Raw genomic sequence first — 20,904 nt, 5'->3', positions numbered from 1 at the left:
TCCATGTTCAGCTGGATGGTCTGGACCACGCCGGTGGCCGTCTTCTTTTCCTGCATCGTGGTGATGCTGGCCCTCATGACGCTGTGGGAGACGCGCGCGCCGTCGGTGCTGCGCAAGGGTTTCCTGCCCATCGCGACCACGCGCGGCGACCGTCTCTTCATCGGGCTGATGTGCGCCGCCTGGATCAACCTGGCCTGGGTCGGGCTGGGCGAGAAGATGGCGGGCTGGTTCTCGCTGGCCGATGAGCCGTCGGTATGGATCAGCTTCGTGGTGTCGATGCTGGTGCTGGCGCTGATCCTGCGCAAGGGCTGAGCGCCGCGGCAGCGGTCGCACGGCCGGCGCCGGAGCAGGGCGCGGCGGAGCAGGGTGGAGTGGAGATATCCGAGCCAATGGGCCTGGCGGCTTGTCCCTTCCCGGGGCCGCGGTCCAACGATACAGCGGGAAGGGGGAGTCACGAGGAGGCGTTCATGAAGGTGCAGATGAAGTTGGGCATGACGGCGTTCGCCTGCGCAGCGGCGCTGGCCTGCGGCCACGCGGCCTGGGCCGGCGAAGCCGATGCCAAGAAGTGGGTCGACAACGAGTTCCAGCCGTCCTCGCTGTCCAAGGACAAGCAGCTCGCCGAGATGAAATGGTTCATCGACGCTGCCGCCAAACTCAAGGCCAAGGGCGTCACGCAGATCAGCGTGGTATCGGAGACGCTGACGACCCACGAGTACGAATCGAAGACCCTGGCCAAGGCCTTCGAGGAGATCACCGGGATCAAGGTGACCCACGACATCATCCAGGAAGGCGACGTGGTCGAGAAGCTGCAGACCTCGATGCAGTCGGGCAAGTCCATCTATGACGGCTGGATCTCCGACTCCGACCTGATCGGCACGCACTACCGCTACGGCGCCATCCTGCCGCTGAGCGACTACATGAGCGGCGCGGGCAAGGAGTGGACCAACCCCGGACTCGACGTCAAGGACTTCATCGGCACCAAGTTCACCACTGCGCCCGACGGCAAGCTCTACCAGCTGCCCGACCAGCAGTTTGCCAACCTGTACTGGTTCCGCGCCGACTGGTTCGCGCGCCAGGACCTGAAGGACAAGTTCAAGGCCAAGTACGGCTACGAGCTGGGCGTGCCGACCAACTGGTCGGCCTACGAGGACATCGCCGAGTTCTTCACCAACGACGTCAAGGAGATCGACGGCAAGAAGGTCTTCGGCCACATGGACTACGGCAAGAAGGACCCGTCGCTCGGCTGGCGCTTCACCGACGCCTGGCTGTCGATGGCCGGTGCCGCCGACAAGGGCCTGCCCAACGGCTTGCCGGTCGACGAGTGGGGCATCCGCGTGGCCGCGGACAAGTGCACGCCGGTGGGCGCCTCGGTGGCGCGTGGCGGTGCCACCAACAGCCCGGCCGCGGTCTACGCGCTGACCAAGTACATCGACTGGATGAAGAAGTACGCGCCACCGCAGGCGATGGGCATGACCTTCTCGGAAGCGGGCCCGGTGCCGGCGCAGGGGCAGATCGCGCAGCAGGTGTTCTGGTACACCGCGTTCACGGCCGACATGACCAAGAAGGGCCTGCCGGTGGTCAATGCCGACGGCAGCCCGAAGTGGCGCATGGCGCCGTCGCCCTACGGCCCGTACTGGAAGCAGGGCATGCAGAACGGCTACCAGGACGTGGGCTCCTGGACCTTCTTCAAGAACACCGATCCCAACCGCCTCGCCGCGGCCTGGCTGTACGCGCAGTTCGTGACCTCGAAGACGGTGTCGCTGAAGAAATCGCTGACCGGGCTGACCTTCATCCGAGACAGCGATATCCACCACGAGTACCTGACCAAGAACGCGGCCAAGTACGGCGGCCTGATCGAGTTCTACCGCAGCCCGGCGCGGGTGGCATGGACGCCGACCGGCACCAACGTGCCCGACTATCCGAAGCTCGCGCAGCTCTGGTGGAAGAACGTGGCCACGGCTGTCACCGGCGAGAAGACGCCGCAGGCCGCGATGGACAACCTCGCCGACGAGATGGAGCAGGTGATGGGGCGGCTGCAGCGCGCCGGCATGGCGAACTGCGCGCCCAAGCTCAACCCGAAGGAGGATCCGGCCAAATGGCTGTCGAGCGAGCATGCGCCTTGGCAGAAGCTGTCCAACGAGAAGCCCAAGGGTGAAACCATCGCCTACGACAAGCTGCTGCAGGCATGGAAGGAAGGGCGGGTGCGCTGAGCCCCGGCCGGCGTGCCCCGCGCGGGGGCGCGCCGGCGGCGTGGCGGCCGGGCTTCAGGCCCGGTCGTGCACGACCTGCAAGGCGTAGCGCGCCTTGCCGCGCCGCTTGGCTTCGTAGAGCGCCATGTCCGCGCGCATGAACAGTTCGCTGGCAGTCTGGCCGTCGCCGGCCAGGTGCACGGCGGCGCCGACGCTGGCGGTGGCCACCAGTGCGCGGCCGGCGATCCGGTGCGCTTGCAGCGAACCCTGCACGATGCCCTGGGCGATCCGCTCGAGATCGGCCGGCGCGATCGCATTGCGCAGCACGATGGCGAATTCGTCGCCGCCGATGCGGGCGACTGCGTCGCCTTCGCGCACGCACGCCGACAGGCGCCTGCCGAACCCTGCCAGCAGTTCGTCGCCCACGGCGTGTCCGTGGCTGTCGTTGATGTGCTTGAAGTCGTCCAGGTCGACGAGCATCAGGGCGATGCTCTGGTCTGGCCCCTCGCCCGGGTTCATGGCTTCGGCCAGGCAGCGGTCGAAGCCTTTACGGTTGAGCAGGCCGGTCAGGTGGTCGCTGACGGTCTGCGCTTCCAGCGAGCGCAGCGCCTGGCGCTCGGCGGTCACGTTGCGGGCGAACATATAGAGGCCGACGACCGTATCGCGCGCGTCGTCCCAGGCAGGCTGGCAACTGACTTCCAGGCATTCGGTGCCGTCCGGGCTTTCCTGAGTGTAGGTCACGGCCCTGCCGGCGAACGCCTGCTCCAGGTGAGGCCGCACGGCCAGATAGGTCGGCGTACCCCACAGTTCCCGCAGCTTGAGGCCGACGATCTGCTGCACCGGCAGCCCGAAATGGCGCGCATAGGCCTGGTTGACGAAGACGTAGCGCTCCTTCGCGTCGACCAGGGAGATGAAGTCCGGCACATGGTTGGCGATGGCCTCGATCCGCTTCTCGCTCTCGGCGGCCAGGTCCTTGGCAGCCTTGAGCGCGCTCTCGCGCTCATGAAGCTGGCGCACGACGCCGGCGAAGGCCGAGGCGAGCTGGCCGATCTCGTCCCGGCGCTGCGTCGGCAACTGGTTGAGCGCGTCGGCGTTGAGCGCCACGGCGTCGACGGCCCGATGGAAGTCTTCGAGCGGCTTGAGCAGGCGCCGCACCACCAGCCACATCAGGCCGGCAGCCCCCGCCAGCGTCAGCAGGCCGATCAGCAGCCACTTGTGGCGCACGTCGATCAGCGGCAGGAAGGCTTGCTCGGCCGGCAGCACCGACACGACGGTCCAGCCGTTCAGGTCGAGACTGCGGCGCGTGACGACGGGGCGCGCGGGCCGCAGGAACTCCCAGGGTTTGGCCGCCGGTGTCGCCAGGCCACAGGCGTCGGCCGTGCCCTGCGCCGCCGGCAGCATGATCCTGGCCGGCTCGGCGTGCATCGCATAGCGCGGATTCTGCCCGGAGGACACCAGGCAATAGATGCCGCCGCTGCCGAGGCGGCCGTCGCGCAACTCGTGCAGGAAGTTGTCCTCGGCCAGGTTGAGCGCGCCGCCGACCACCGCTCGCAGCGTTCCGTCCGGCGCGCGCAGTGGCACGGCGAGCACCATGCCCGGTGCGCTGCTCATGCGCCCGTAGAGCAGGTCGGAGGTCGCCACGGAGGCGCCCGCCTCGAGTGCTCGGAAATAGTCGCGGTCCTTGACCTGCAGCCGTCGCTCCTGGGGCACGGCGGTGCTGAAGGCGACATCGCCGTCCGGCCAGGCCAGGAAGACAGCATTGAAGTCCTCCGGCGTGTCCACCATCCCGGAGGCGAAGACCCGCAGCGTCGCCGGCGGCTGGTCGAGCATCGGTTCGAGCTGGCGCGCCAGCCGGCGCAGCAGGTGGATGCGGCTGTCGAACTTGTCGTCCAGGTGCTGCGCGACGAGGTCGGTCTGCCGGGCCTGCTCGGTCTCCAGCAACTGGCGCAGCGATGCATAGGCGTAATACTGGGAGGCCAGCACACGCACGCCGAGAATCAGCGTCACTACCAGCGCGGCGGCGAGAGCTACCCGGTATTTCAAAGAGTGCCGCATGCGTGCTTGCTTCGTGCTTCTTCTGGCCTGTGGGGACGCGGATCGAACGCGGCCGGTGCCGCGATCTGCCCATGCCTGCCGGCACGGAACCGACAGTCAAGATTAGCAGAAGCGAAGGAGCGCAGGTACAGATGAAGGTCCGGCATCAAGGGCAGGTCAAGGGCAGGTGGCGAGCGTCTGCTGCAACCAGTCGATGACCGGACGGAAGCGCGAGTGGCCGCGGAATTCCGCCGGATAGGCGAGCCAGATCTCGCGCGTCACTTCCGGCACATCGTGCAGCTTCGCCAGGCTGGCATCGTGAGCGGCCAGGTAGTGCGGCAGCAGGCCCGCACCCAGGCCGGCCCGCACCGCCTGCTGCACGGCATGCAGGCTGTTGGACTGGAAGGCGACCGGGCCGCCGCGCGCCTGCGGCCAGGCGCACTCGGGCAGGCCGAGGCCATCGTCCAGCAGCGCACAGCAGGGCAGGGCAGCGCTCGCGCTGGCATCCGGGCGGTGCATCGCCGCGTCGCGGGCGCGCACGTAGAAGCCGAATTGCACGGTGCCGGCACGCTGCGCCACGACATCCTCCTCCTGCGGGCGTGCCAGTCGCACCGCGATATGCGCGCGGCGGCGCGCCAGGCTGGCAACGCGATTGTCCAGTTCGAGCCGTACCTGGATGGCTGGATGGGCGGCGTACAGGCCCGGCAGCCGCGGTGTGAGGAATTCGCTGCCGAGCGCGGCCGTGGCGGCCACCCGCACCTCGCCCGAGACGCCGGCTCCGGCGTGTTCGGTCTCCCGCAGCAGGCGATCCGCGCTGCGTTCCATCTGGCGCGCCGCCTCCAAGGCCGCGCGGCCGGTGCCGGTGAGGACGAAGGCGCCGTCGGTGCGCGTGGCGACCGCGCCGCCGAGCGCGGCTTCCAGGCGCCGTATGCGGCGGATCGCGGTGGCATGGGTGAGACCGAGTTCGCGTGCGCAGGCGGAATAGCTGCCGCAGCGTTGCAGTGCCGACAGGGTCAGCAGGTCATCCCAGCAGAGTGAACGTTTTTGCACAGCGATCGTGAGGGATTGGAGAATTGGCGTACAGCTTAGCGCAGCCTAAGATGGCTGCGAAGCGTCCCGGAAGGCGCCTGCCGCGCCTCTGGCCCGCGGCGGTGTGCGCCGCTATCCCTGGGCCGCCCCTGCCACCTGTACCAGGAGATCCTCGCTATGTCCCAAGCCTTCACCCTGCTCGATCTTGCCGGCGCCAGCCGCGCGCCGTCCGCCTGGGACGCCGCCGTGCTGCTGCTGATCGACCACCAGCGTGAATATGTCGATGGCCGGCTGCCGCTGAGTGGCATGCCGGCGGCGGTGGCCCGCTGCGCCGCGCTGCTGGCGCAGGCGCGCGAGCGGGGCGCACCGGTCGTCCACGTGGTCCACCATGGGCGCCCGGGTAGCGGGGCCTTCGATCCGAGCGGACCCTACGCGGCCATCATCGCCGACCTCGTTCCGGCTGCCGGCGAAGCCACCGTGGTCAAGGGGCTGCCGAACAGCTTCGCCGGCACCGACCTCGCCGCGGTGCTCGCGCGGACCGGCCGCAAGGAACTGGTGGTGGCGGGTTTCCAGACGCATATGTGCGTCAGCGCGACGGTGCGCGCGGCGCTCGATCACGGCTATCGCAGCACCGTGGTGGCGGGCGCCTGCGCTACGCGCGACCTGCCGGATCCGCTCGGCGGGCCTGCGCTGCCGGCGGCGCAGGTGCATCGCGCCGCGCTGGCCGCGCTGCATGACCGTTTCGCCACCGTGGTGCCGGACGAGGGGGTCTGGCGGTAAGCGCGCAAGGAAGGGGGCGCTTGCTCCTTCCTTCGCCAAAGCCGAAGCGCCCAGGCATGATGGCGCAAAACAAAAAACCCCGAGGCCTTCCGGCTTCGGGGTTTTTTGGCAACGTAAGGCGTTGCCAGCCAAATCTGGTGGGTGGTACAGGGATTGAACCTGTGACCCCTGCCGTGTGAAGGCAGTGCTCTACCGCTGAGCTAACCACCCCTGCTGCTGCGTTGTTGCTGTCGTGCAGCGGAGAAATGAGATTATGCAGAAGCCGCGGTATCTTGTAAAGCCCTTTCCGCAAAATTCTTGCGGCGCTGCGCCATTGGCACTTTGCCGCAGGTGGCTTCAGGCCGCCGGCACCTCCTGCCAGACGGTCTTGCCGCCGCTCGCTTTGTCGAGTTCCTTCAGCACTGCTGCATGGGCGGCCACCTCTTCCTCGCTGGCGCGCAGCACGGGCAGGTCGAGCGCGGACAGGTCCGCCGAGGCCACCGCGTGACCCGGTCCGTCGCCATCGTCGAGGGCATCGATGACCAGGGAGTCCTGGCCGCGCGTCATGGCGAGGTAGACCTCGGCCAGCAGTTCCGCATCCAGCAAGGCGCCGTGCAGCGTCCGGTGCGCGTTGCTGACGCCCAGCCGATCGCACAGCGCATCGAGCGAATTGCGCTTGCCGGGGAACATCTGGCGCGCTTCCTTGAGCGTATCGATCACGCCGCCGACGTGCTCGCGGAATGGCGGCAGGCCGAGCAGCTGGAATTCCATGTCGAGGAAGCCCAGGTCGAAGCTCGCGTTGTGGATGATCAGCTCGGCATCGCGCACGAACTCGCGGATGGGCTCGACCACCTCGGCGAAGCGCGGCTTGTCCGAGAGGAACTCGAGCGTCAGCCCGTGCACGGCGATCGCGCCTTCGTCGATCTCGCGCTCGGGGTTGACGTAGAAATGCAGATTGCGCCCCGTCAGGCGCCGGTTGACCATCTCCACACAGCCGATTTCAATCAGGCGGTCGCCGGTGGCGGCATTCAGGCCGGTGGTTTCGGTATCGAGAACGATCTGTCGCATGGCGGGCATTCTACCGGAGCGCGCGGGCAGGCCTCAGGCGGCCAGCGAGGCGACGCCCCGGTTGGCCAGCGCGTCGGCGCGCTCGTTGCCGGGATGGCCGTTGTGGCCGCGCACCCAGTGCCAGCTGACCTGGTGGCGTGCGGCCTCGACGTCCAGCGACTGCCACAGGTCGGCATTCTTGACCGGTTTCTTGTCGGAGGTCTTCCAGCCACGCGCCTTCCACCCGGGCAGCCATTCGCTGATGCCCTTCTGCACATACTGGGAGTCGGTATAGACCTGGATGCGGCATGGGCGCTTGAGCGCCCGCAAGGCCTCGATCACCGCGGTCAGTTCCATGCGGTTGTTGGTGGTGCCGCGCTCGCCGCCGAACAGTTCCTTCTCGCTCGTGCCGGCCACCAGCAGCGCGCCCCAGCCGCCGGGGCCGGGATTGCCCTTGCAGGCGCCATCGGAATAGATCGTGACTTCTTGCAGTGCTTCCATGTGATTCAAGGTTCGTGCCGGCCCGCGCGCGGCCCGGCGATGTGGATTGGCGATAGGGATTGGCGTCAGGGCCGGGCGCCTAGGCGCCGCCGCGAGGCGTGCCGCCAGGGGCCTTGCCGTGGGTGCCGGTCGGGGTGGCCACCGGTGCCGCCACCGGCTTGAGGGACGCCTTGGCCGGCTTCCATGCCGGGCCGACCAGGCGCACGCCGCGCACCCGCTTGATCGCCGAGATCATGTAGACGGCGCCGAAGATCGGCCACCAGCGGTCGCCCGCCTTCTCCATGAAGGCCGCGCGCTGCAGCCAGCGCTCGGTGCGGTAGGGCGGGCAGTAGCAGCCGAAGCGGCCACGGATGATATCGAAGCCGAGCAGCTTGAGCCAATCCTTGATGCGCACGAAACCGATCGACTGCGCGTCGGTCGGAAGGAAGGGCTCGACGCCGATGCGGTTCAGGCCCTGGCGGGCCCCCCACAGGCTCATCGGGTTGAAGCAGGTGACGACCACGCGGCCCTCAGGCATCAGTACCCGCGCGACCTCGCGCAGCACCTCGTGCGGATACTCGCTGAACTCCAGCACATGGGGCAGGGTGACGAGGTCCAGGCTCTGTGTGTCGAAGGGCAGTTCGTCGAAACGGCACAACAGCTGACGCGCGTCGGGCTGGCCGCTGCGCGGACCGTGCGGACCGCCGTCCGCGTCCAGTGCAAGCGCCGAGAAGGGCATGCGGTTCTCGCGCAGGGTGTCGATCACCGGCAGGCCGAGCTGCACAGCGTGGTAGCCGAAGATGTCCGTCACCGTGCGATCGTACTGGCCCTGTTCCCAGCCGAGCATGTACTGCCCGGGTGGCGAGGCGAGCCAGCCTTCCCAATCTATAATCGGTCGGTCGGACATAGGAGCAAGTATGTTGAGAGTGGAGCCGATTCCTGCATTCCAGGATAACTATATCTGGGCGATCCACGATGGTCACTGCGCCGCCGTGGTGGATCCCGGCGAGGCGGGCCCGGTCGAGCGTTTCCTGGCACAGCATCGGCTGGCTCTGGGCGCTATTGTAATCACCCATCACCACGGCGATCACCAGGGCGGCGTCGCGGACCTGCTGCAGGCGCATCCGCTCGCGCCCGGCGGCGGCCCGCTGCCGGTCATCGGGCCGGCCGGCGAGCGCATCGGCGGCCGCACCCAGGCGGTGCGCGAAGGCGACGTGGTGGCACTGGCGGCGCCAGCGTTGCAGCTGCGCGTGCTGGACGTGCCCGGTCACACGGCTGGCCATGTGGCCTACGTGGCGGATGACTCCGCACTTGGCGACAGCGGTCCGGCCGTGTTCTGCGGCGATACCCTGTTCGCCAGCGGCTGCGGCCGGCTGTTCGAGGGCTCGCCGGCGCAGATGCTGGACTCGCTCGACAAGCTGGCGGCATTGCCGCCCGCCACCCGCGTCTACTGTGCGCATGAGTACACCGCCTCCAATGTGCGTTTCGCGCTGGCGGTGGAGCCGGCCAATGCGGCGCTGGCCGACTGGCAGGCGCGCGTGCAGGATCTGCGCGGGCAGGGCCGGCCGACCGTGCCCACCACGATCGGGCTGGAGCGCGCGGTCAATCCTTTCCTGCGCTCGCGCGAGCCGGCGGTGCGTGCGGCGCTCGTTGCCCATGGGGGCCACCCCGGCAACGATGCGGCGGCTTTCGGCGCACTGCGCGGCTGGAAGGACGGCTTCCGCTAGGGTCCGCCCGGCCGCTACCGCGCCGGGCGCTTCCCGCGTCTCTCGACGGTTGCCCGGCTTTGCCGGGGGAGAATCTCATTGACGCCATAGCGCGTTTTTCATAGCATCAGGCAATTTTTTAGCGTCACGATTCGAGAAATTGATGAAAATTGGTCGATTCATGGCGGTGGTCGCCTGCGCTGCCTTGCTGGCAGCGTGCGCGGGCGCGCCGCCCGCCGCCGATACGGCCGGCACAGCGACCGCGCAGCGTGGCACGCCCGACCCGCTCAACAGCCTGACCACCGGCAAGGCAGCCGGCGGGCTGAACGCGGCCAGCGGCAAGCCGCCCGCAGGTGGCGAAGGCGGCGGCAGGGATTGGCTGAACGTCCAGCAGAGCGATATCTGGGACCGTATCCGGCGCGGCTTCGCCATGCCCGACCTGGAAGGCACGCTGGTGGACGACCGCACGCAGTGGTATGCCCAGCGCCCCGAGTACATGGAGCGCATGATCAGCCGCTCGAGCCGCTACCTCTACCACATCGTCGAGGAACTCGAGCGTCGCAACATGCCGACCGAGCTGGCGTTGCTGCCCTTCGTCGAGAGCGCGTTCAACCCGCAGGCCGAGTCGAGCGCCAAGGCGGCCGGCATGTGGCAGTTCATCCCGAGCACGGGCAAGACCTACAAGCTCAAGCAGAACATGTTCCGCGACGAGCGCCGCGACGTGCTGGCCTCGACCGATGCCGCGCTCGACTACCTGGCGCGCCTGTACGACATGTTCGGCGACTGGCAGCTGGCGCTGGCGGCCTACAACTGGGGCGAAGGCGCCGTGTCGCGCGCGATCTCGCGCAACCAGGCGCGCGGGCTGCCGACCGACTACGCCAGCCTGAGCATGCCGAACGAAACGCGTTACTACGTGCCGAAGCTGCAGGCGGTCAAGAACATCATCAGCAACCCCGAGCTCTACGGCATCAAGCTGCCGGACATTCCCGACCATCCCTACTTCGTCACTGTCACTACCTCGCGCGACATCGACGTGGCGCTGGCCGCCAAGCTGGCCAACATGCCGCTGGAGGAGTTCAAGGCGCTCAACCCCTCCTTCAACCGCCCGGTGATCCTCGGCGCGGCCAACCCGCAGATCCTGCTGCCCTTCGACAACGCGGAGCGCTTCCAGTACAACCTCAATACCTATCGCGGCGGCCTGTCGAGCTGGACCGCCGTCACGGTGGACAACCGTGAGCGGGTGGAGGCGCTGGCGGCGCGGCTGAAGATCGATCCGGACACCCTGCGCGAGATCAACCGCATACCCAAGGGCATGCGGCTGAAGGCCGGCTCGACGGTGATGATCCCGCGTACCGAACGCAATGACGAGGACATCAGCGCCAGCGTGGCCGACAATGCCATGCTGGCCGTGGAGCCCGATCTCCCCGATGCCCGGCGCGTCGTGGTGCGCGCGGGGCGGCGCGACACGGTGGCGTCGATCGCGCGGCGCTACGGCGTCACCGCCAGCCAGCTGATGGGCTGGAACCACCTGCCCGGCACCAAGCTGGTGGCAGGCCAGAGCCTGGTGCTGATGGTACCGGTGCGCGCCGGCGGCGCGCGTGCCGAGCCGGCGGCGCGGGGTGGTGCAGAGGTCGTGCGCGTGTCGGCGCACCCGCGTGCGGAAGCGCGGGCCGAGCCGCGCGGGCGCGCCACGGCGGCGCCGGCGCGCAAGGCCGCGCCGACGGCCAGGGGCGCCGCCGCCAAGGCTGCCCCCGCTCCCAGGGCCGCTACCGCCAAGGCGGCGCCGGCCAAGGCGTCGGCTGGCAAGGGCGGCAAGAAGCACTGACGGCCGCGGCTGGCGGCGCCTGCCTTGCGCTGGCGCAAGGCAGCGGCGGGTGCGGATCTTCCTGCGGTACGCGCGGCGGTGGCAAACTAGCGGCACAACCACAGCCGCCTACGCGCGGAGGAGACAGCCATGACCGCTAGCCGCGCCCTGCACGCGCGTTCCCTGGCCGACCCCGAGGGGTTCTGGGCCGAACAGGCCAGACGCATCGACTGGGAGACCCCCTTCGAACAGGTGCTGGACGACAGCCGAGCACCCTTCACGCGCTGGTTCGTCGGCGGGCGCACCAATCTCTGCCACAACGCGGTCGACCGCCACCTCGCCGAGCGCGCCGGCCAGACCGCGCTGATCCACGTTTCCACCGAAACCGGCGAGCGCCGCCGCTACACCTACGCGGAGCTGCACGACGAGGTCAACCGCATGGCCGCCATCCTGCAGGCTTTCGGCGTGGCCAAGGGCGACCGCGTGCTGATCTACCTGCCGATGATTCCCGAGGCGGCTTTCGCCATGCTGGCCTGTGCCCGCATCGGCGCCATCCATTCGGTGGTGTTCGGCGGCTTCGCCTCGGTCAGCCTCGCCGCTCGCATCGACGATGCGCAGCCGCGCGTGGTCATCAGTGCCGACGCCGGCTCGCGTGCCGGCAAGGTGGTGCCGTACAAGCCCCTGCTCGACGAGGCGCTGCGCCTGGCCTCGCACCAGCCCGAGCGCGTGTTGCTGGTCGACCGCGGGCTGGCGGCGATGGCGCGCACGCCGGGGCGCGACGAAGACTACGCCGCGTGGCGCGGGCAGGTGGGCGCGGCGCGCGTGCCATGCGCCTGGCTCGAATCGAGCGAGCCGTCCTACGTGCTCTACACCTCAGGTACCACGGGCAAGCCGAAGGGCGTGCAGCGCGACACCGGTGGCTATGCGGTGGCGCTGGCGACGTCGATGGAGTACATCTTCTGCGGCAAGCCGGGCGATACCATGTTTACCTGCTCGGACATCGGCTGGGTGGTCGGGCACAGCTACATCATCTACGCGCCGCTGCTGGCCGGCCTGGCCACGCTGATGTACGAGGGTACGCCGGTGCGGCCAGACGGCGGCATCCTGTGGCAACTGGTGCAGGAGTACAAGGTGAACCTGATGTTCACCGCGCCCACCGCCATCCGCGTGCTGAAGAAGCAGGACCCGGCCTGGCTGAAGCGCTACGACCTGTCCAGCCTGCGCCTGCTGTTCCTGGCCGGCGAGCCGCTCGACGAACCCACCGCGGACTGGATCCAGCAGGGTATCGGCAAGCCGGTGGTGGACAACTACTGGCAGACCGAGACCGGCTGGCCGATCATCGCCATCCAGCGCGGCATCGAACCGCTGCCGGCCAAGCTGGGCTCGCCCGGCGTGCCCGCCTATGGTTACGACCTGAAGATCGTCGACGAGTCCACCGGCGAAGTCTGCGCGCCCGGGCAGAAGGGAGTGGTGGCCATCGACGGCCCGCTGCCGCCGGGCTGCATGAGCACGATCTGGGGAGACGACGAGCGCTTCGTCAAGACCTACTGGTCGTCGGTGCCAAACCGCCGCTGTTATTCCACCTTCGATTGGGGCGTGCAGGACGAAGACGGCTATGTCTTCATCCTCGGCCGTACCGACGATGTGATCAATGTGGCCGGCCACCGGCTTGGCACCCGCGAGATCGAGGAGAGCCTGTCCTCGCACGCGGGCGTGGCCGAGGTGGCCGTGGTCGGCGTGCAGGATGCGCTCAAGGGCCAGGTGGCGCTGGGAGTCTGCGTGGCGCGCGATCCGGCCAGGGTGGCTGACGCGCCCGGCCGGCAGGCATTCGAGACCGAGTTGATGAAGACTGTGGAGCAGCAGCTCGGTGCGGTGGCCAAGCCGGCGCGCGTGGTGTTCGTCAACGTGCTGCCCAAGACACGATCCGGCAAGCTGTTGCGACGCGCGATCCAGGCCGTGGCCGAAGGCCGGGCGACCGGCGACCTGACCACCATCGAGGATCCCGTCGCGCTTGAGATGCTGCAGGACGCCCTGAAGGCTTGAGCGGAGAGGGGCGCGGGCAGGCCTGACCGGCCTGCCCGCGCCGTCGCCTCCTTTGCGAGGGGGCAGGCATCTGGCGATGGGGGCAAACAGGTCTTGCGTTTCCCGGTGATGCCTCCTAATATTTTAAACATGAAATATTTAGGCTTGATCTAGACGGTCAGGCTAGACGATCAAGGCGGGGGCGGCAGCCGGGCAAGCGGTATGCGGCGACCGGCGCGCAAGGAGACAAGACATGCGTGTGCTGTGCATTGGTGGCGGTCCGGCGGGGCTCTATTTCGGCTTGCTGATGAAGCTGCAGGATCCGCGCAACGAGGTCATCGTGGTGGAGCGCAACCGCCCGTACGACACCTTCGGCTGGGGCGTGGTGTTTTCCGATGCCACCATGGACAACCTGAAGGAGGCCGATCCCGTCAGCGCGGCCCAGATCAACGAGGCCTTCAACCACTGGGACGATATCGACGTCCATATCGGCGGGCGCACCATCCGCTCGGGCGGCCATGGCTTCATCGGCATCGGCCGCAAGCGCCTCCTCAATATCCTGCAGGCGCGTTGCGAGGCGCTCGGCGTGCGCCTGGTGTTCGAGACCGACGTGACGGACGACCAGGCCCTGGCCGAGCAGTACGAAGCCGACCTGGTGATCGCCTCGGACGGCATCAACAGCCGCATCCGCACCCGCTACGCCGACGCCTTCCAGCCCGACATCGACACGCGCCGCTGCCGCTTCGTCTGGCTGGGCACCCGCAAGCTGTTCGACGCGTTCACCTTCGCCTTCGAGAAGACCGAGCACGGCTGGTTCCAGGCGCATGCCTACCGCTTCGACGACAACACCTCCACTTTCATCGTGGAGGCGCCCGAAGAGGTCTGGCAGGCCGCCGGCATCGAGCAGATGAGCCAGGAGGAGGGGGTGGCCTACTGCGAGCGGCTGTTCGCGCGCTACCTGGATGGCCACAAGCTGATCAGCAATGCCACCCACCTGCGCGGCTCGGCGATCTGGATCCGCTTCCCGCGCGTGATCTGCCAGCACTGGGTGCACTGGAACACGCTGACTGGCGGGCGTCGCGTGCCGGTGGTGCTGATGGGCGATGCGGCACACACCGCGCATTTCTCCATCGGCTCCGGCACCAAGCTGGCGCTCGAGGATGCCATCGACCTGGCGGCCGAGATCGGTGACGCCGGTGCGGCTCGCCTGCCCGAGGCGCTGGCGCGCTACGAGGCCACGCGCAGCGTCGAAGTGCTGAAGATCCAGAATGCCGCGCGCAACTCCACCGAGTGGTTCGAGAATGTGGCGCGCTATGCGGAGCTGGCGCCCGAGCAGTTCGCCTATTCGCTGCTGACGCGTTCGCAGCGCATCTCGCACGAGAACCTGCGCCTGCGCGATGCCGGCTACGTGCAGGGCTTCGAGCACTGGCTGGCGCGCGCGGCAGGCATGCCGGCGGATGCCGCCGGCATGGGCGAAGGCAAGTCGCTGCCGCCGATGTTCACGCCCTACCAGGTGCGCGGCCTCACCTTGAAGAACCGCGTGGTGGTGTCGCCGATGGCCATGTACTCCTGCGTCGACGGCGTGCCAGGCGACTTCCACCTGGTGCACCTGGGCGCGCGCGCCATGGGGGGCGCCGGCATGGTGGTGGCCGAGATGACCTGCACCGCGCCGGATGCCCGCATCACCCCGGGCTGCCCGGGTTTGTGGAACGATGCCCAGCGCGATGCCTGGCGCCGCATCGTCGACTTCGTCCACGCCAACAGCGACGCGCGCATCGCCATGCAGCTCGGCCATGCCGGCCGCAAGGGCTCGACCCAGCTCGGCTGGCAGCAGATGGACCATCCGCTGCCCGAGGGCAACTGGCCGCTGCAGTCGGCCTCGCCGCTGCCTTATCTGCCGGGCATCTCGCAGGTGCCGCGCGAGATGACGGCGGACGACATGGCGCGCGTGCGCGATGACTTCGTCGCGGCCGCGCGGCGGGCGGCCGAGGCCGGTTTCGACTGGCTGGAACTGCACTGCGCGCACGGCTACCTGCTGTCCAGCTTCATCTCGCCGCTGACCAACCAGCGCGCCGATGCCTACGGCGGCTCGCTGGAGAACCGCCTGCGCTATCCGCTCGAAGTGTTCCGCGCGGTGCGCGCTGCATGGCCGCAGGAACGGCCGATGTCGGTGCGCATCTCGGCGCACGACTGGGTCGAGGGCGGTATCACGCCGGACGACGCGGTGGAGATCGCGCGTGCCTTCAAGGCCGCCGGCGCCGATATGATCGACTGTTCGTCCGGCCAGGTCAGTCCCGACCAGGCGCCGGTGTACGGCCGCATGTACCAGACGCCGTTCGCCGACCGCGTGCGCAACGAGGCAGGCATCGCCACCATCGCGGTGGGTGCCATCTTCGAGGCCGACCACGTCGACAGCATCATCGCCGCCGGCCGCGCCGATCTGTGTGCGATCGCGCGGCCGCACCTGGCCGACCCGGCCTGGACACTGCACGAGGCAGCGCGGCTGGGCTGGCGCGAGGCCGCCTGGCCCCGGCAGTACCTGGCGGGCAAGCGCCAGTACGAGACCAACCTGGAGCGCGCCGCGGCTTTCGAGGCACAGGCGGCGGGGAAATGACGATGGCAGCGGCACGGCAAGGCGGTGAACTGCAGGGGCGCCATGCGCTGGTGACGGGCGCCGGGCGCGGTATCGGCGCGGCGATCGCGCGCCGGCTGCTGGCCGATGGCGCCAGCGTGACCCTGCTCGGACGCAATGCCGGCGTCCTGCACGAGACGGCGGCCGCGCTGCGCGCGGAGTTGCCGGAGGCGGTGCTGGCGGTCGAAACGGCGGATATCGCCGACGCCGAGGCTGTCTCCCTTGCCTTCGCCGCGGCGAGCGGGCGCCTCGGCCCGGTGGCGGTACTGGTCAACAACGCCGGCCAGGCGCGCAGCGCCCCCTTCGGCAAGACCGACCTGGCCCTGTGGCAGTCCATGCTCGAGGTCAACCTGACCGGCACATTCCTGTGCGCCCAGGCGGCGCTGCCGGGCATGCTGGCTGCCGGTTGGGGGCGCATCGTCAACGTGGCCAGCACAGCGGGGCTGCGGGGCTATGGCTATGTCAGTGCCTATTGCGCCGCCAAGCATGGCGTGATCGGCCTGACGCGGGCGCTGGCGCTGGAGGTGGCAGCCAAGGGCGTCACCGTCAACGCGGTCTGCCCTGGCTACACCGAGACCGACATCGTGCGCGAGGCGGTCGCCAACATCGTGGCCAAGACCGGACGCAGCGAAGCCGAGGCGCGCGCCGAACTGGCGGCCGGCAATCCGCAGAAGCGGCTGGTGCAGCCGGAGGAGGTCGCCGACGCCGTGGCGTGGCTGTGCCGGCCATCGGCAGGCGCCATGACCGGACAGGCCATCGCGGTGGCCGGCGGCGAAGTGATGGCGGGCTGAGCGCCCTTGTGCGCCCAGAGCGCACGCCGCACCGGCCCCTTCCTTGCGGTGGGCCGGACCGACAGGACAAGCAGGACAGAACGGAACCACAGAGAGACCGCAAATGACCGATATCGCCCTCGACATGCGCCATCATAAGCGCCCCTTCGCCGACTACCAGCCGCGCCACTTCCTGTGGTCGGTGTCCGCCGACGGCAAGGTGGGCACGGTGACGCTGAACCGCCCGGAGCGCAAGAACCCGCTGACCTTCGATTCCTACGCCGAACTGCGCGATTTCTTCCGCGGCCTGTGCTACGCCAGCGACATCAAGACGGTGGTGGTCACCGGCGCCGGCGGCAATTTCTGCTCCGGCGGCGACGTGCACGAGATCATCGGCCCGCTGACACGCATGCGCATGCCCGAACTGCTCGAGTTCACGCGCATGACCGGCGACCTGGTCAAGGCCATGCGGGCCTGCCCGCAGCCGGTCATCAGTGCCATCGACGGCATCTGTGCCGGGGCCGGCGCGATGATGGCGCTGGCTTCCGACATGCGCCTGGGCACCGAGGCGGCCAAGACTGCCTTCCTGTTCGTGCGGGTGGGCCTGGCCGGCGCCGACATGGGAGCGTGCTCGCTGCTGCCGCGCGTGATCGGGCAGGGGCGGGCCAGCGAATTGCTGTACACCGGCCGCAGCATGAGCGCGCAGGAAGGGCTGCAATGGGGCTTCTTCAATGCTCTGCACGCGCCGGAGCGGGTGCTGGCCGAGGCGCAGGCGCTGGCCGCCCAGCTTGCCGCGGGCCCGACCTTCGCCCACGGTGTGACCAAGAAGCTGCTGCACCAGGAGTGGAATATGGGCCTGGACGAAGCGATCGAAGCGGAAGCCGAGGCGCAGGCCATCTGCATGCAGACGCAAGATTTCCGCCGCGCCTACGAAGCTTTCGTGGCCAAGTCCAAGCCGGTGTTCGAAGGCGACTGAGGAGCATCCATGTCAGACAAGACCTATCTGGAACTGCCCTTCTTCGACGAGGCGCACCGTACGCTGGAGCGCGATCTCGATACCTGGTGCGAGGCCTCGCTGCACGTCGACCATGGCGATACCGATGCCGCCTGCCGCGCGCTGGTGCGTCAGCTCGGCGAGGCGGGCTGGCTGCGCTACTGCGTGCCGGCGGCGCACGGCGGGGCGCTGCCGGCGCTGGATTCGCGCGCGCTGTGCCTGCTGCGCGAGACGCTGGCGCGCCACGACGGCCTGGCTGATTTCGCCTTTGCCATGCAGGGCCTCGGTTCCGGCGCTATCACGCTGGCCGGCAGCGAAGCGCTGCGCGAGCGCTACCTGCCGCGCGTGGCGCGCGGCGAGGCCATCGCCGCCTTCGCGCTGTCAGAGCCGGAAGCCGGCTCCGACGTGGCCGCCATGCAGTGCAGCGCCCGGCTGTCGGAGGACGGCAGCCACTACGTGCTGGATGGCGCCAAGACCTGGATTTCGAACGGCGGCATCGCCGATTTCTACTGCGTGTTCGCCCGCACCGGCGAGGCGCCCGGCGCGCGCGGCATCAGCGCCTTCGTGGTCGACACCGGCACACCCGGCCTGGAGATCGCCGAGCGCATCGAAGTGATGGCGCCGCATCCGCTCGCCACGCTGCGCTTCGACGGTTGCCGCGTGCCGGTGGCCAACCGCCTCGGCGAGGCGGGGCAGGGCTTCAAGGTGGCGATGATGACGCTCGATATCTTTCGCGCCTCGGTGGCTGCGGCGGCGCTGGGCTTCGGCCGTGCCGCGCTGGACGAGGCGCTGGCGCGCGCCGCATCGCGGCCCATGTTCGGCGGCGTACTGGGCGACCTGCAACTGACGCAGGCGGCACTCGGCGAGATGGCCGCCGCGGTGGATGCCGCCGCGCTGCTGACCTATCGCGCCGCCTGGCTGCGCGACGTGGCACAGCGCCGCACCACGCGCGAGGCGGCCATGGCCAAGATGGTGGCGACCGAGAACGCCCAGCAGGTGATCGACCGCGCCGTGCAGATGTTCGGCGGCGCGGGCGTCAAGGTGGGCTCGCGCGTGGAGGGCCTGTACCGCGAGATCCGCGCGCTGCGCATCTACGAGGGCGCCACCGAAGTGCAGAAGCTGATCATCGCGCGGGAAACGATGGCGCCGCGCGGCTAGCGCCCTGAGTCAACGACTTTGTGATGCAGGGCGCCAGGCCGGCACCGCACATGGCGGCCCGGCCGGATACAGGATATCGATCGAGGAAAACGACGGAGACAAGCATGCCCACCAACGCCCCCAGCGATCCCTTCGCCCGCGACCGGCTGCCGCCGCGCGACGCCTGGCCCGAGTTCCTGTTCAACGACGACACCCAATATCCGCCGCGGCTGAACTGTGTGGCCGAACTGGTCGACCGCCATGTGTGCGAGGGACGGGGCGGGCGCATCGCCATCCGCTATCGCGGCGGCGACGGCCAGGTGCACTCGGTCAGCTATGCCGAACTCGCCGCGCTGGTCAACCGCATCGCGCACGTGCTGGTCGAGGACATGGGGCTGGTGCCGGGCAACCGCGTGCTGCTGCGCGGGCCCAACAACCTGATGATGGCGGCGAGCTGGCTCGCCACCGTCAAGGCCGGCTTGATCGCCGTGCCGACCATGCCCTTGCTGCGCGCGCGCGAACTCAAGCAGATCATCGACAAGGCCGAGGTCGGTGCCGCCCTGTGCGACGTGCGCCTGCGGGAGGAGCTGGAGGCCAACCTGGCGCCGGGCGAGCAGCATACGCCCAGCCTGCGGCAGGTGCGATGGTTCAACGCGGAGGCGGGCGATCCGGCCTCCCTGGAAGCGGCCCTGGCGGGCAAGCCCGAAACCTTCGCGGCCTGTGACACGGCGGCCGACGACGTCTGCCTGATCGCCTTCACCAGCGGCACCACCGGCCAGCCCAAGGGCACCGTGCATTTCCACCGCGACGTGCTGGCCATGTGCGACCTGTTCCCGCGCCATGTGCTGAAGCCCGGGCCGGACGACATCTTCTGCGGCACGCCCCCGATCGCCTTCACCTTCGGCCTCGGCGGCATCCTCTGCTTTCCGTTGCGGGTCGGTGCCAGCACCGTGCTGGCCGAGCGGCTGACGCCGGAGTCGCTGCTGGAGTTGATCCAGGACTTCGGCGCCACCATCGTTTTCACCGCGCCGACCTTCTACCGGCAGATGGCGGTGCTGGCGCCGCGCTACCGCCTGGCCAGCCTGAAGAAGAGCGTATCGGCCGGCGAGGCGCTGCCGGACGCCACGCGCCAGAGCTGGAAGGCGGCAAGCGGCATCGAGATGACGGACGGCATCGGCGGTACCGAGATGATGCACATCTTCATCTCCAGCGCCGGCGCGGAAGTGCGCCCCGGCGCCATCGGCAAGGTGGTGCCGGGCTATGTGGCGCAGATCGTCGACGAGCAGATGCGACCGGTGCCGCCCGGCACCGTCGGGCGCCTGGCGGTGCGCGGCCCGACCGGCTGCCGCTACCTGGACGATCCGCGCCAGGCAAACTACGTCAAGGCGGGCTGGAACCTGCCCGGCGATACCTTCATGGCCGATGCCGATGGCTACTACTTCTACCAGGCGCGGTCGGACGACATGATCGTCTCGGCCGGCTACAACATCGCCGGCCCCGAGGTCGAGAGCGCGCTGATGCAGCACGAGGCAGTGGCCGAGTGCGGCGTCATCGGCACCGCCGATCCCGAGCGCGGGCAGGTGGTGACGGCCTTCGTGGTGCTGCGCCCCGGCGTGGCGGCGGACGAAGCGACGCGCACAGCCCTGCAGGAACACGTCAAGCGCGAGATCGCGCCGTACAAGTATCCGCGCCGCATCGAGTTCGTGGCGGCCCTGCCGCGTACCGAGACCGGCAAGCTGCAGCGCTTCCGCCTGCGGCAATTGGCCGAGCAGGGCGCCGGCGCGGCGGGGCGGCCGTGAGCGAGGTGTTCCGCAACACCGTGCGGGTGCGCTTCAAGGACTGCGACGCGGCCGGCATCGTGTTCTTCCCGCGCTACTTCGAGATGCTCAACGATTGCGTCGAGGACTGGTTCCGCGAAGCGCTGGCCTGGCCTTTCGAGGCGATGCACGGCAGCGATCGCTGCGGCGTGCCCACGGCGGAACTCAGCAGCCGTTTCGTCGCGCCGAGCCGGCTGGGCGAGACCCTGACGCGCGAGCTGCGCATCCGCCGGCTGGGCGGATCGAGCGCGCTGCTGGCGGTGCGCTTCGCGGGTCCTTCCGGGGACCTGCGCGTCGAGTTCGAGCAGCGCCTGGTCTGCGTGGACCTCGGGCGCGTGGCGCCGCGGCCATGGCCCGATGCGGTGCGGGCCGCGATGGGGTGCTATGTGAGCGCCTGAATCCGCTACGATCCGCGCCGCGCCGGCAAGCGCCGAGGCGCGTGCGGGCAGAAGCGGTCTCCATGCGGCCTCGGGCGCTGCGTTCA

Annotated in this window: 17 protein-coding genes and 1 tRNA gene; 12 read left to right on the top strand and 6 right to left on the bottom strand. The window is 69.1% G+C overall.

Annotated features, from left to right (window positions below):
* The first annotated feature begins 3 nt into the window (after positions 1–3).
* Together BKK81_RS14315 and BKK81_RS14310 are read left to right on the top strand one after the other, a co-directional pair.
* Positions 4–312, top strand: a complete 309-nt coding sequence (locus BKK81_RS14315; RefSeq protein ID WP_071014148.1) for a DUF2160 domain-containing protein — start codon at positions 4–6, stop codon at positions 310–312.
* Between the two features lie 167 nt (positions 313–479).
* Entirely contained in the window at positions 480–2,210 is a 1,731-nt protein-coding gene (locus BKK81_RS14310) for an ABC transporter substrate-binding protein (RefSeq protein WP_071016473.1), read from the top strand.
* Between the two features lie 54 nt (positions 2,211–2,264).
* Here BKK81_RS14310 and BKK81_RS14305 read toward each other — a convergent pair whose 3' ends face one another.
* Both BKK81_RS14305 and BKK81_RS14300 read right to left on the bottom strand, forming a co-directional pair.
* The gene (locus BKK81_RS14305; RefSeq protein ID WP_071014146.1) at positions 2,265–4,244 is read right to left on the bottom strand and encodes a diguanylate cyclase domain-containing protein; all 1,980 of its coding nucleotides are present in this window, start codon (positions 4,242–4,244) and stop codon (positions 2,265–2,267) included.
* Between the two features lie 156 nt (positions 4,245–4,400).
* A complete protein-coding gene (locus BKK81_RS14300) occupies positions 4,401–5,273 on the bottom strand; it encodes a LysR family transcriptional regulator (RefSeq protein WP_071014143.1) in 873 nt (290 codons plus the stop codon).
* 156 nt (positions 5,274–5,429) lie between these two features.
* On the opposite strand from BKK81_RS14300, the gene BKK81_RS14295 reads away from it, so the two are divergent.
* Positions 5,430–6,032 (top strand): cysteine hydrolase family protein, encoded by a 603-nt coding sequence (locus tag BKK81_RS14295; RefSeq protein WP_071014142.1) that lies wholly within the window; start codon positions 5,430–5,432, stop codon positions 6,030–6,032.
* 135 nt (positions 6,033–6,167) lie between these two features.
* Here the strand turns inward: BKK81_RS14295 and BKK81_RS14290 are convergent.
* The 4 genes from BKK81_RS14290 to BKK81_RS14275 all read right to left on the bottom strand — a co-directional run bounded on the left by BKK81_RS14290 (position 6,168) and on the right by BKK81_RS14275 (position 8,445).
* Positions 6,168–6,242 (bottom strand) — tRNA-Val (locus BKK81_RS14290).
* A 126-nt stretch (positions 6,243–6,368) separates the two neighbouring features.
* Positions 6,369–7,079, bottom strand: coding sequence for a DNA polymerase III subunit epsilon (gene dnaQ / locus BKK81_RS14285; RefSeq protein ID WP_071014139.1), 711 nt, complete (start codon positions 7,077–7,079; stop codon positions 6,369–6,371).
* Positions 7,080–7,112: 33 nt separating this feature from the next.
* On the bottom strand, positions 7,113–7,550 hold the full coding sequence (gene rnhA / locus BKK81_RS14280; protein WP_071016472.1) for a ribonuclease HI: 438 nt from the start codon (positions 7,548–7,550) through the stop codon (positions 7,113–7,115).
* Between the two features lie 88 nt (positions 7,551–7,638).
* Positions 7,639–8,445, bottom strand: a complete 807-nt coding sequence (locus BKK81_RS14275) for a class I SAM-dependent methyltransferase (RefSeq protein WP_071014137.1) — start codon at positions 8,443–8,445, stop codon at positions 7,639–7,641.
* Between the two features lie 10 nt (positions 8,446–8,455).
* On the opposite strand from BKK81_RS14275, the gene gloB reads away from it, so the two are divergent.
* The 9 genes from gloB to BKK81_RS14230 all read left to right on the top strand — a co-directional run bounded on the left by gloB (position 8,456) and on the right by BKK81_RS14230 (position 20,818).
* Positions 8,456–9,265 (top strand): hydroxyacylglutathione hydrolase, encoded by an 810-nt coding sequence (gloB, locus tag BKK81_RS14270; RefSeq protein ID WP_071014134.1) that lies wholly within the window; start codon positions 8,456–8,458, stop codon positions 9,263–9,265.
* Positions 9,266–9,407: 142 nt separating this feature from the next.
* A complete protein-coding gene (locus BKK81_RS14265) occupies positions 9,408–11,069 on the top strand; it encodes a transglycosylase SLT domain-containing protein (protein WP_071014131.1) in 1,662 nt (553 codons plus the stop codon).
* 129 nt (positions 11,070–11,198) lie between these two features.
* Positions 11,199–13,091 (top strand): propionate--CoA ligase, encoded by a 1,893-nt coding sequence (locus tag BKK81_RS14260; RefSeq protein ID WP_071014128.1) that lies wholly within the window; start codon positions 11,199–11,201, stop codon positions 13,089–13,091.
* 232 nt (positions 13,092–13,323) lie between these two features.
* Positions 13,324–15,684, top strand: a complete 2,361-nt coding sequence (locus BKK81_RS14255) for a bifunctional salicylyl-CoA 5-hydroxylase/oxidoreductase (protein ID WP_071014126.1) — start codon at positions 13,324–13,326, stop codon at positions 15,682–15,684.
* A 2-nt stretch (positions 15,685–15,686) separates the two neighbouring features.
* Positions 15,687–16,493, top strand: coding sequence for an SDR family NAD(P)-dependent oxidoreductase (locus tag BKK81_RS14250; RefSeq protein WP_071014123.1), 807 nt, complete (start codon positions 15,687–15,689; stop codon positions 16,491–16,493).
* Positions 16,494–16,596: 103 nt separating this feature from the next.
* Entirely contained in the window at positions 16,597–17,448 is an 852-nt protein-coding gene (locus tag BKK81_RS14245; RefSeq protein ID WP_071014120.1) for an enoyl-CoA hydratase family protein, read from the top strand.
* Positions 17,449–17,457: 9 nt separating this feature from the next.
* On the top strand, positions 17,458–18,624 hold the full coding sequence (locus BKK81_RS14240; protein WP_071014117.1) for an acyl-CoA dehydrogenase family protein: 1,167 nt from the start codon (positions 17,458–17,460) through the stop codon (positions 18,622–18,624).
* Between the two features lie 104 nt (positions 18,625–18,728).
* Positions 18,729–20,402 (top strand): AMP-binding protein, encoded by a 1,674-nt coding sequence (locus BKK81_RS14235; RefSeq protein ID WP_071014115.1) that lies wholly within the window; start codon positions 18,729–18,731, stop codon positions 20,400–20,402.
* Positions 20,399–20,818 carry an acyl-CoA thioesterase gene (locus BKK81_RS14230; RefSeq protein ID WP_071014112.1) on the top strand — a complete coding sequence of 140 codons (420 nt, stop codon included), beginning with the start codon at positions 20,399–20,401 and terminating at the stop codon, positions 20,816–20,818. The genes BKK81_RS14235 and BKK81_RS14230 overlap by 4 nt, the downstream gene beginning before the upstream one ends.
* Positions 20,819–20,904: the final 86 nt, after the last annotated feature.

Source organism: Cupriavidus sp. USMAHM13, from assembly GCF_001854285.1.
GTDB lineage: Bacteria > Pseudomonadota > Gammaproteobacteria > Burkholderiales > Burkholderiaceae > Cupriavidus > Cupriavidus malaysiensis.
Note: the sequence above shows the minus strand (reverse complement) of the source record. Positions and strands in the feature narration are given on the sequence as shown.

What these genes read in the sequence shown, in the direction of transcription:
- BKK81_RS14315 (WP_071014148.1), top strand. Translation starts at nt 4, where the DNA reads ATGTTCAGCTGGATGGTCTGGACCACGCCGGTGGCCGTCTTCTTTTCC.
- BKK81_RS14310 (WP_071016473.1), top strand. Translation starts at nt 480, where the DNA reads ATGAAGTTGGGCATGACGGCGTTCGCCTGCGCAGCGGCGCTGGCCTGC.
- BKK81_RS14305 (WP_071014146.1), bottom strand. Translation starts at nt 4,244, where the DNA reads ATGCGGCACTCTTTGAAATACCGGGTAGCTCTCGCCGCCGCGCTGGTA.
- BKK81_RS14295 (WP_071014142.1), top strand. Translation starts at nt 5,430, where the DNA reads ATGTCCCAAGCCTTCACCCTGCTCGATCTTGCCGGCGCCAGCCGCGCG.
- dnaQ (WP_071014139.1), bottom strand. Translation starts at nt 7,079, where the DNA reads ATGCGACAGATCGTTCTCGATACCGAAACCACCGGCCTGAATGCCGCC.
- BKK81_RS14275 (WP_071014137.1), bottom strand. Translation starts at nt 8,445, where the DNA reads ATGTCCGACCGACCGATTATAGATTGGGAAGGCTGGCTCGCCTCGCCA.
- gloB (WP_071014134.1), top strand. Translation starts at nt 8,456, where the DNA reads ATGTTGAGAGTGGAGCCGATTCCTGCATTCCAGGATAACTATATCTGG.
- BKK81_RS14265 (WP_071014131.1), top strand. Translation starts at nt 9,408, where the DNA reads ATGAAAATTGGTCGATTCATGGCGGTGGTCGCCTGCGCTGCCTTGCTG.
- BKK81_RS14260 (WP_071014128.1), top strand. Translation starts at nt 11,199, where the DNA reads ATGACCGCTAGCCGCGCCCTGCACGCGCGTTCCCTGGCCGACCCCGAG.
- BKK81_RS14255 (WP_071014126.1), top strand. Translation starts at nt 13,324, where the DNA reads ATGCGTGTGCTGTGCATTGGTGGCGGTCCGGCGGGGCTCTATTTCGGC.
- BKK81_RS14250 (WP_071014123.1), top strand. Translation starts at nt 15,687, where the DNA reads ATGGCAGCGGCACGGCAAGGCGGTGAACTGCAGGGGCGCCATGCGCTG.
- BKK81_RS14245 (WP_071014120.1), top strand. Translation starts at nt 16,597, where the DNA reads ATGACCGATATCGCCCTCGACATGCGCCATCATAAGCGCCCCTTCGCC.
- BKK81_RS14240 (WP_071014117.1), top strand. Translation starts at nt 17,458, where the DNA reads ATGTCAGACAAGACCTATCTGGAACTGCCCTTCTTCGACGAGGCGCAC.
- BKK81_RS14235 (WP_071014115.1), top strand. Translation starts at nt 18,729, where the DNA reads ATGCCCACCAACGCCCCCAGCGATCCCTTCGCCCGCGACCGGCTGCCG.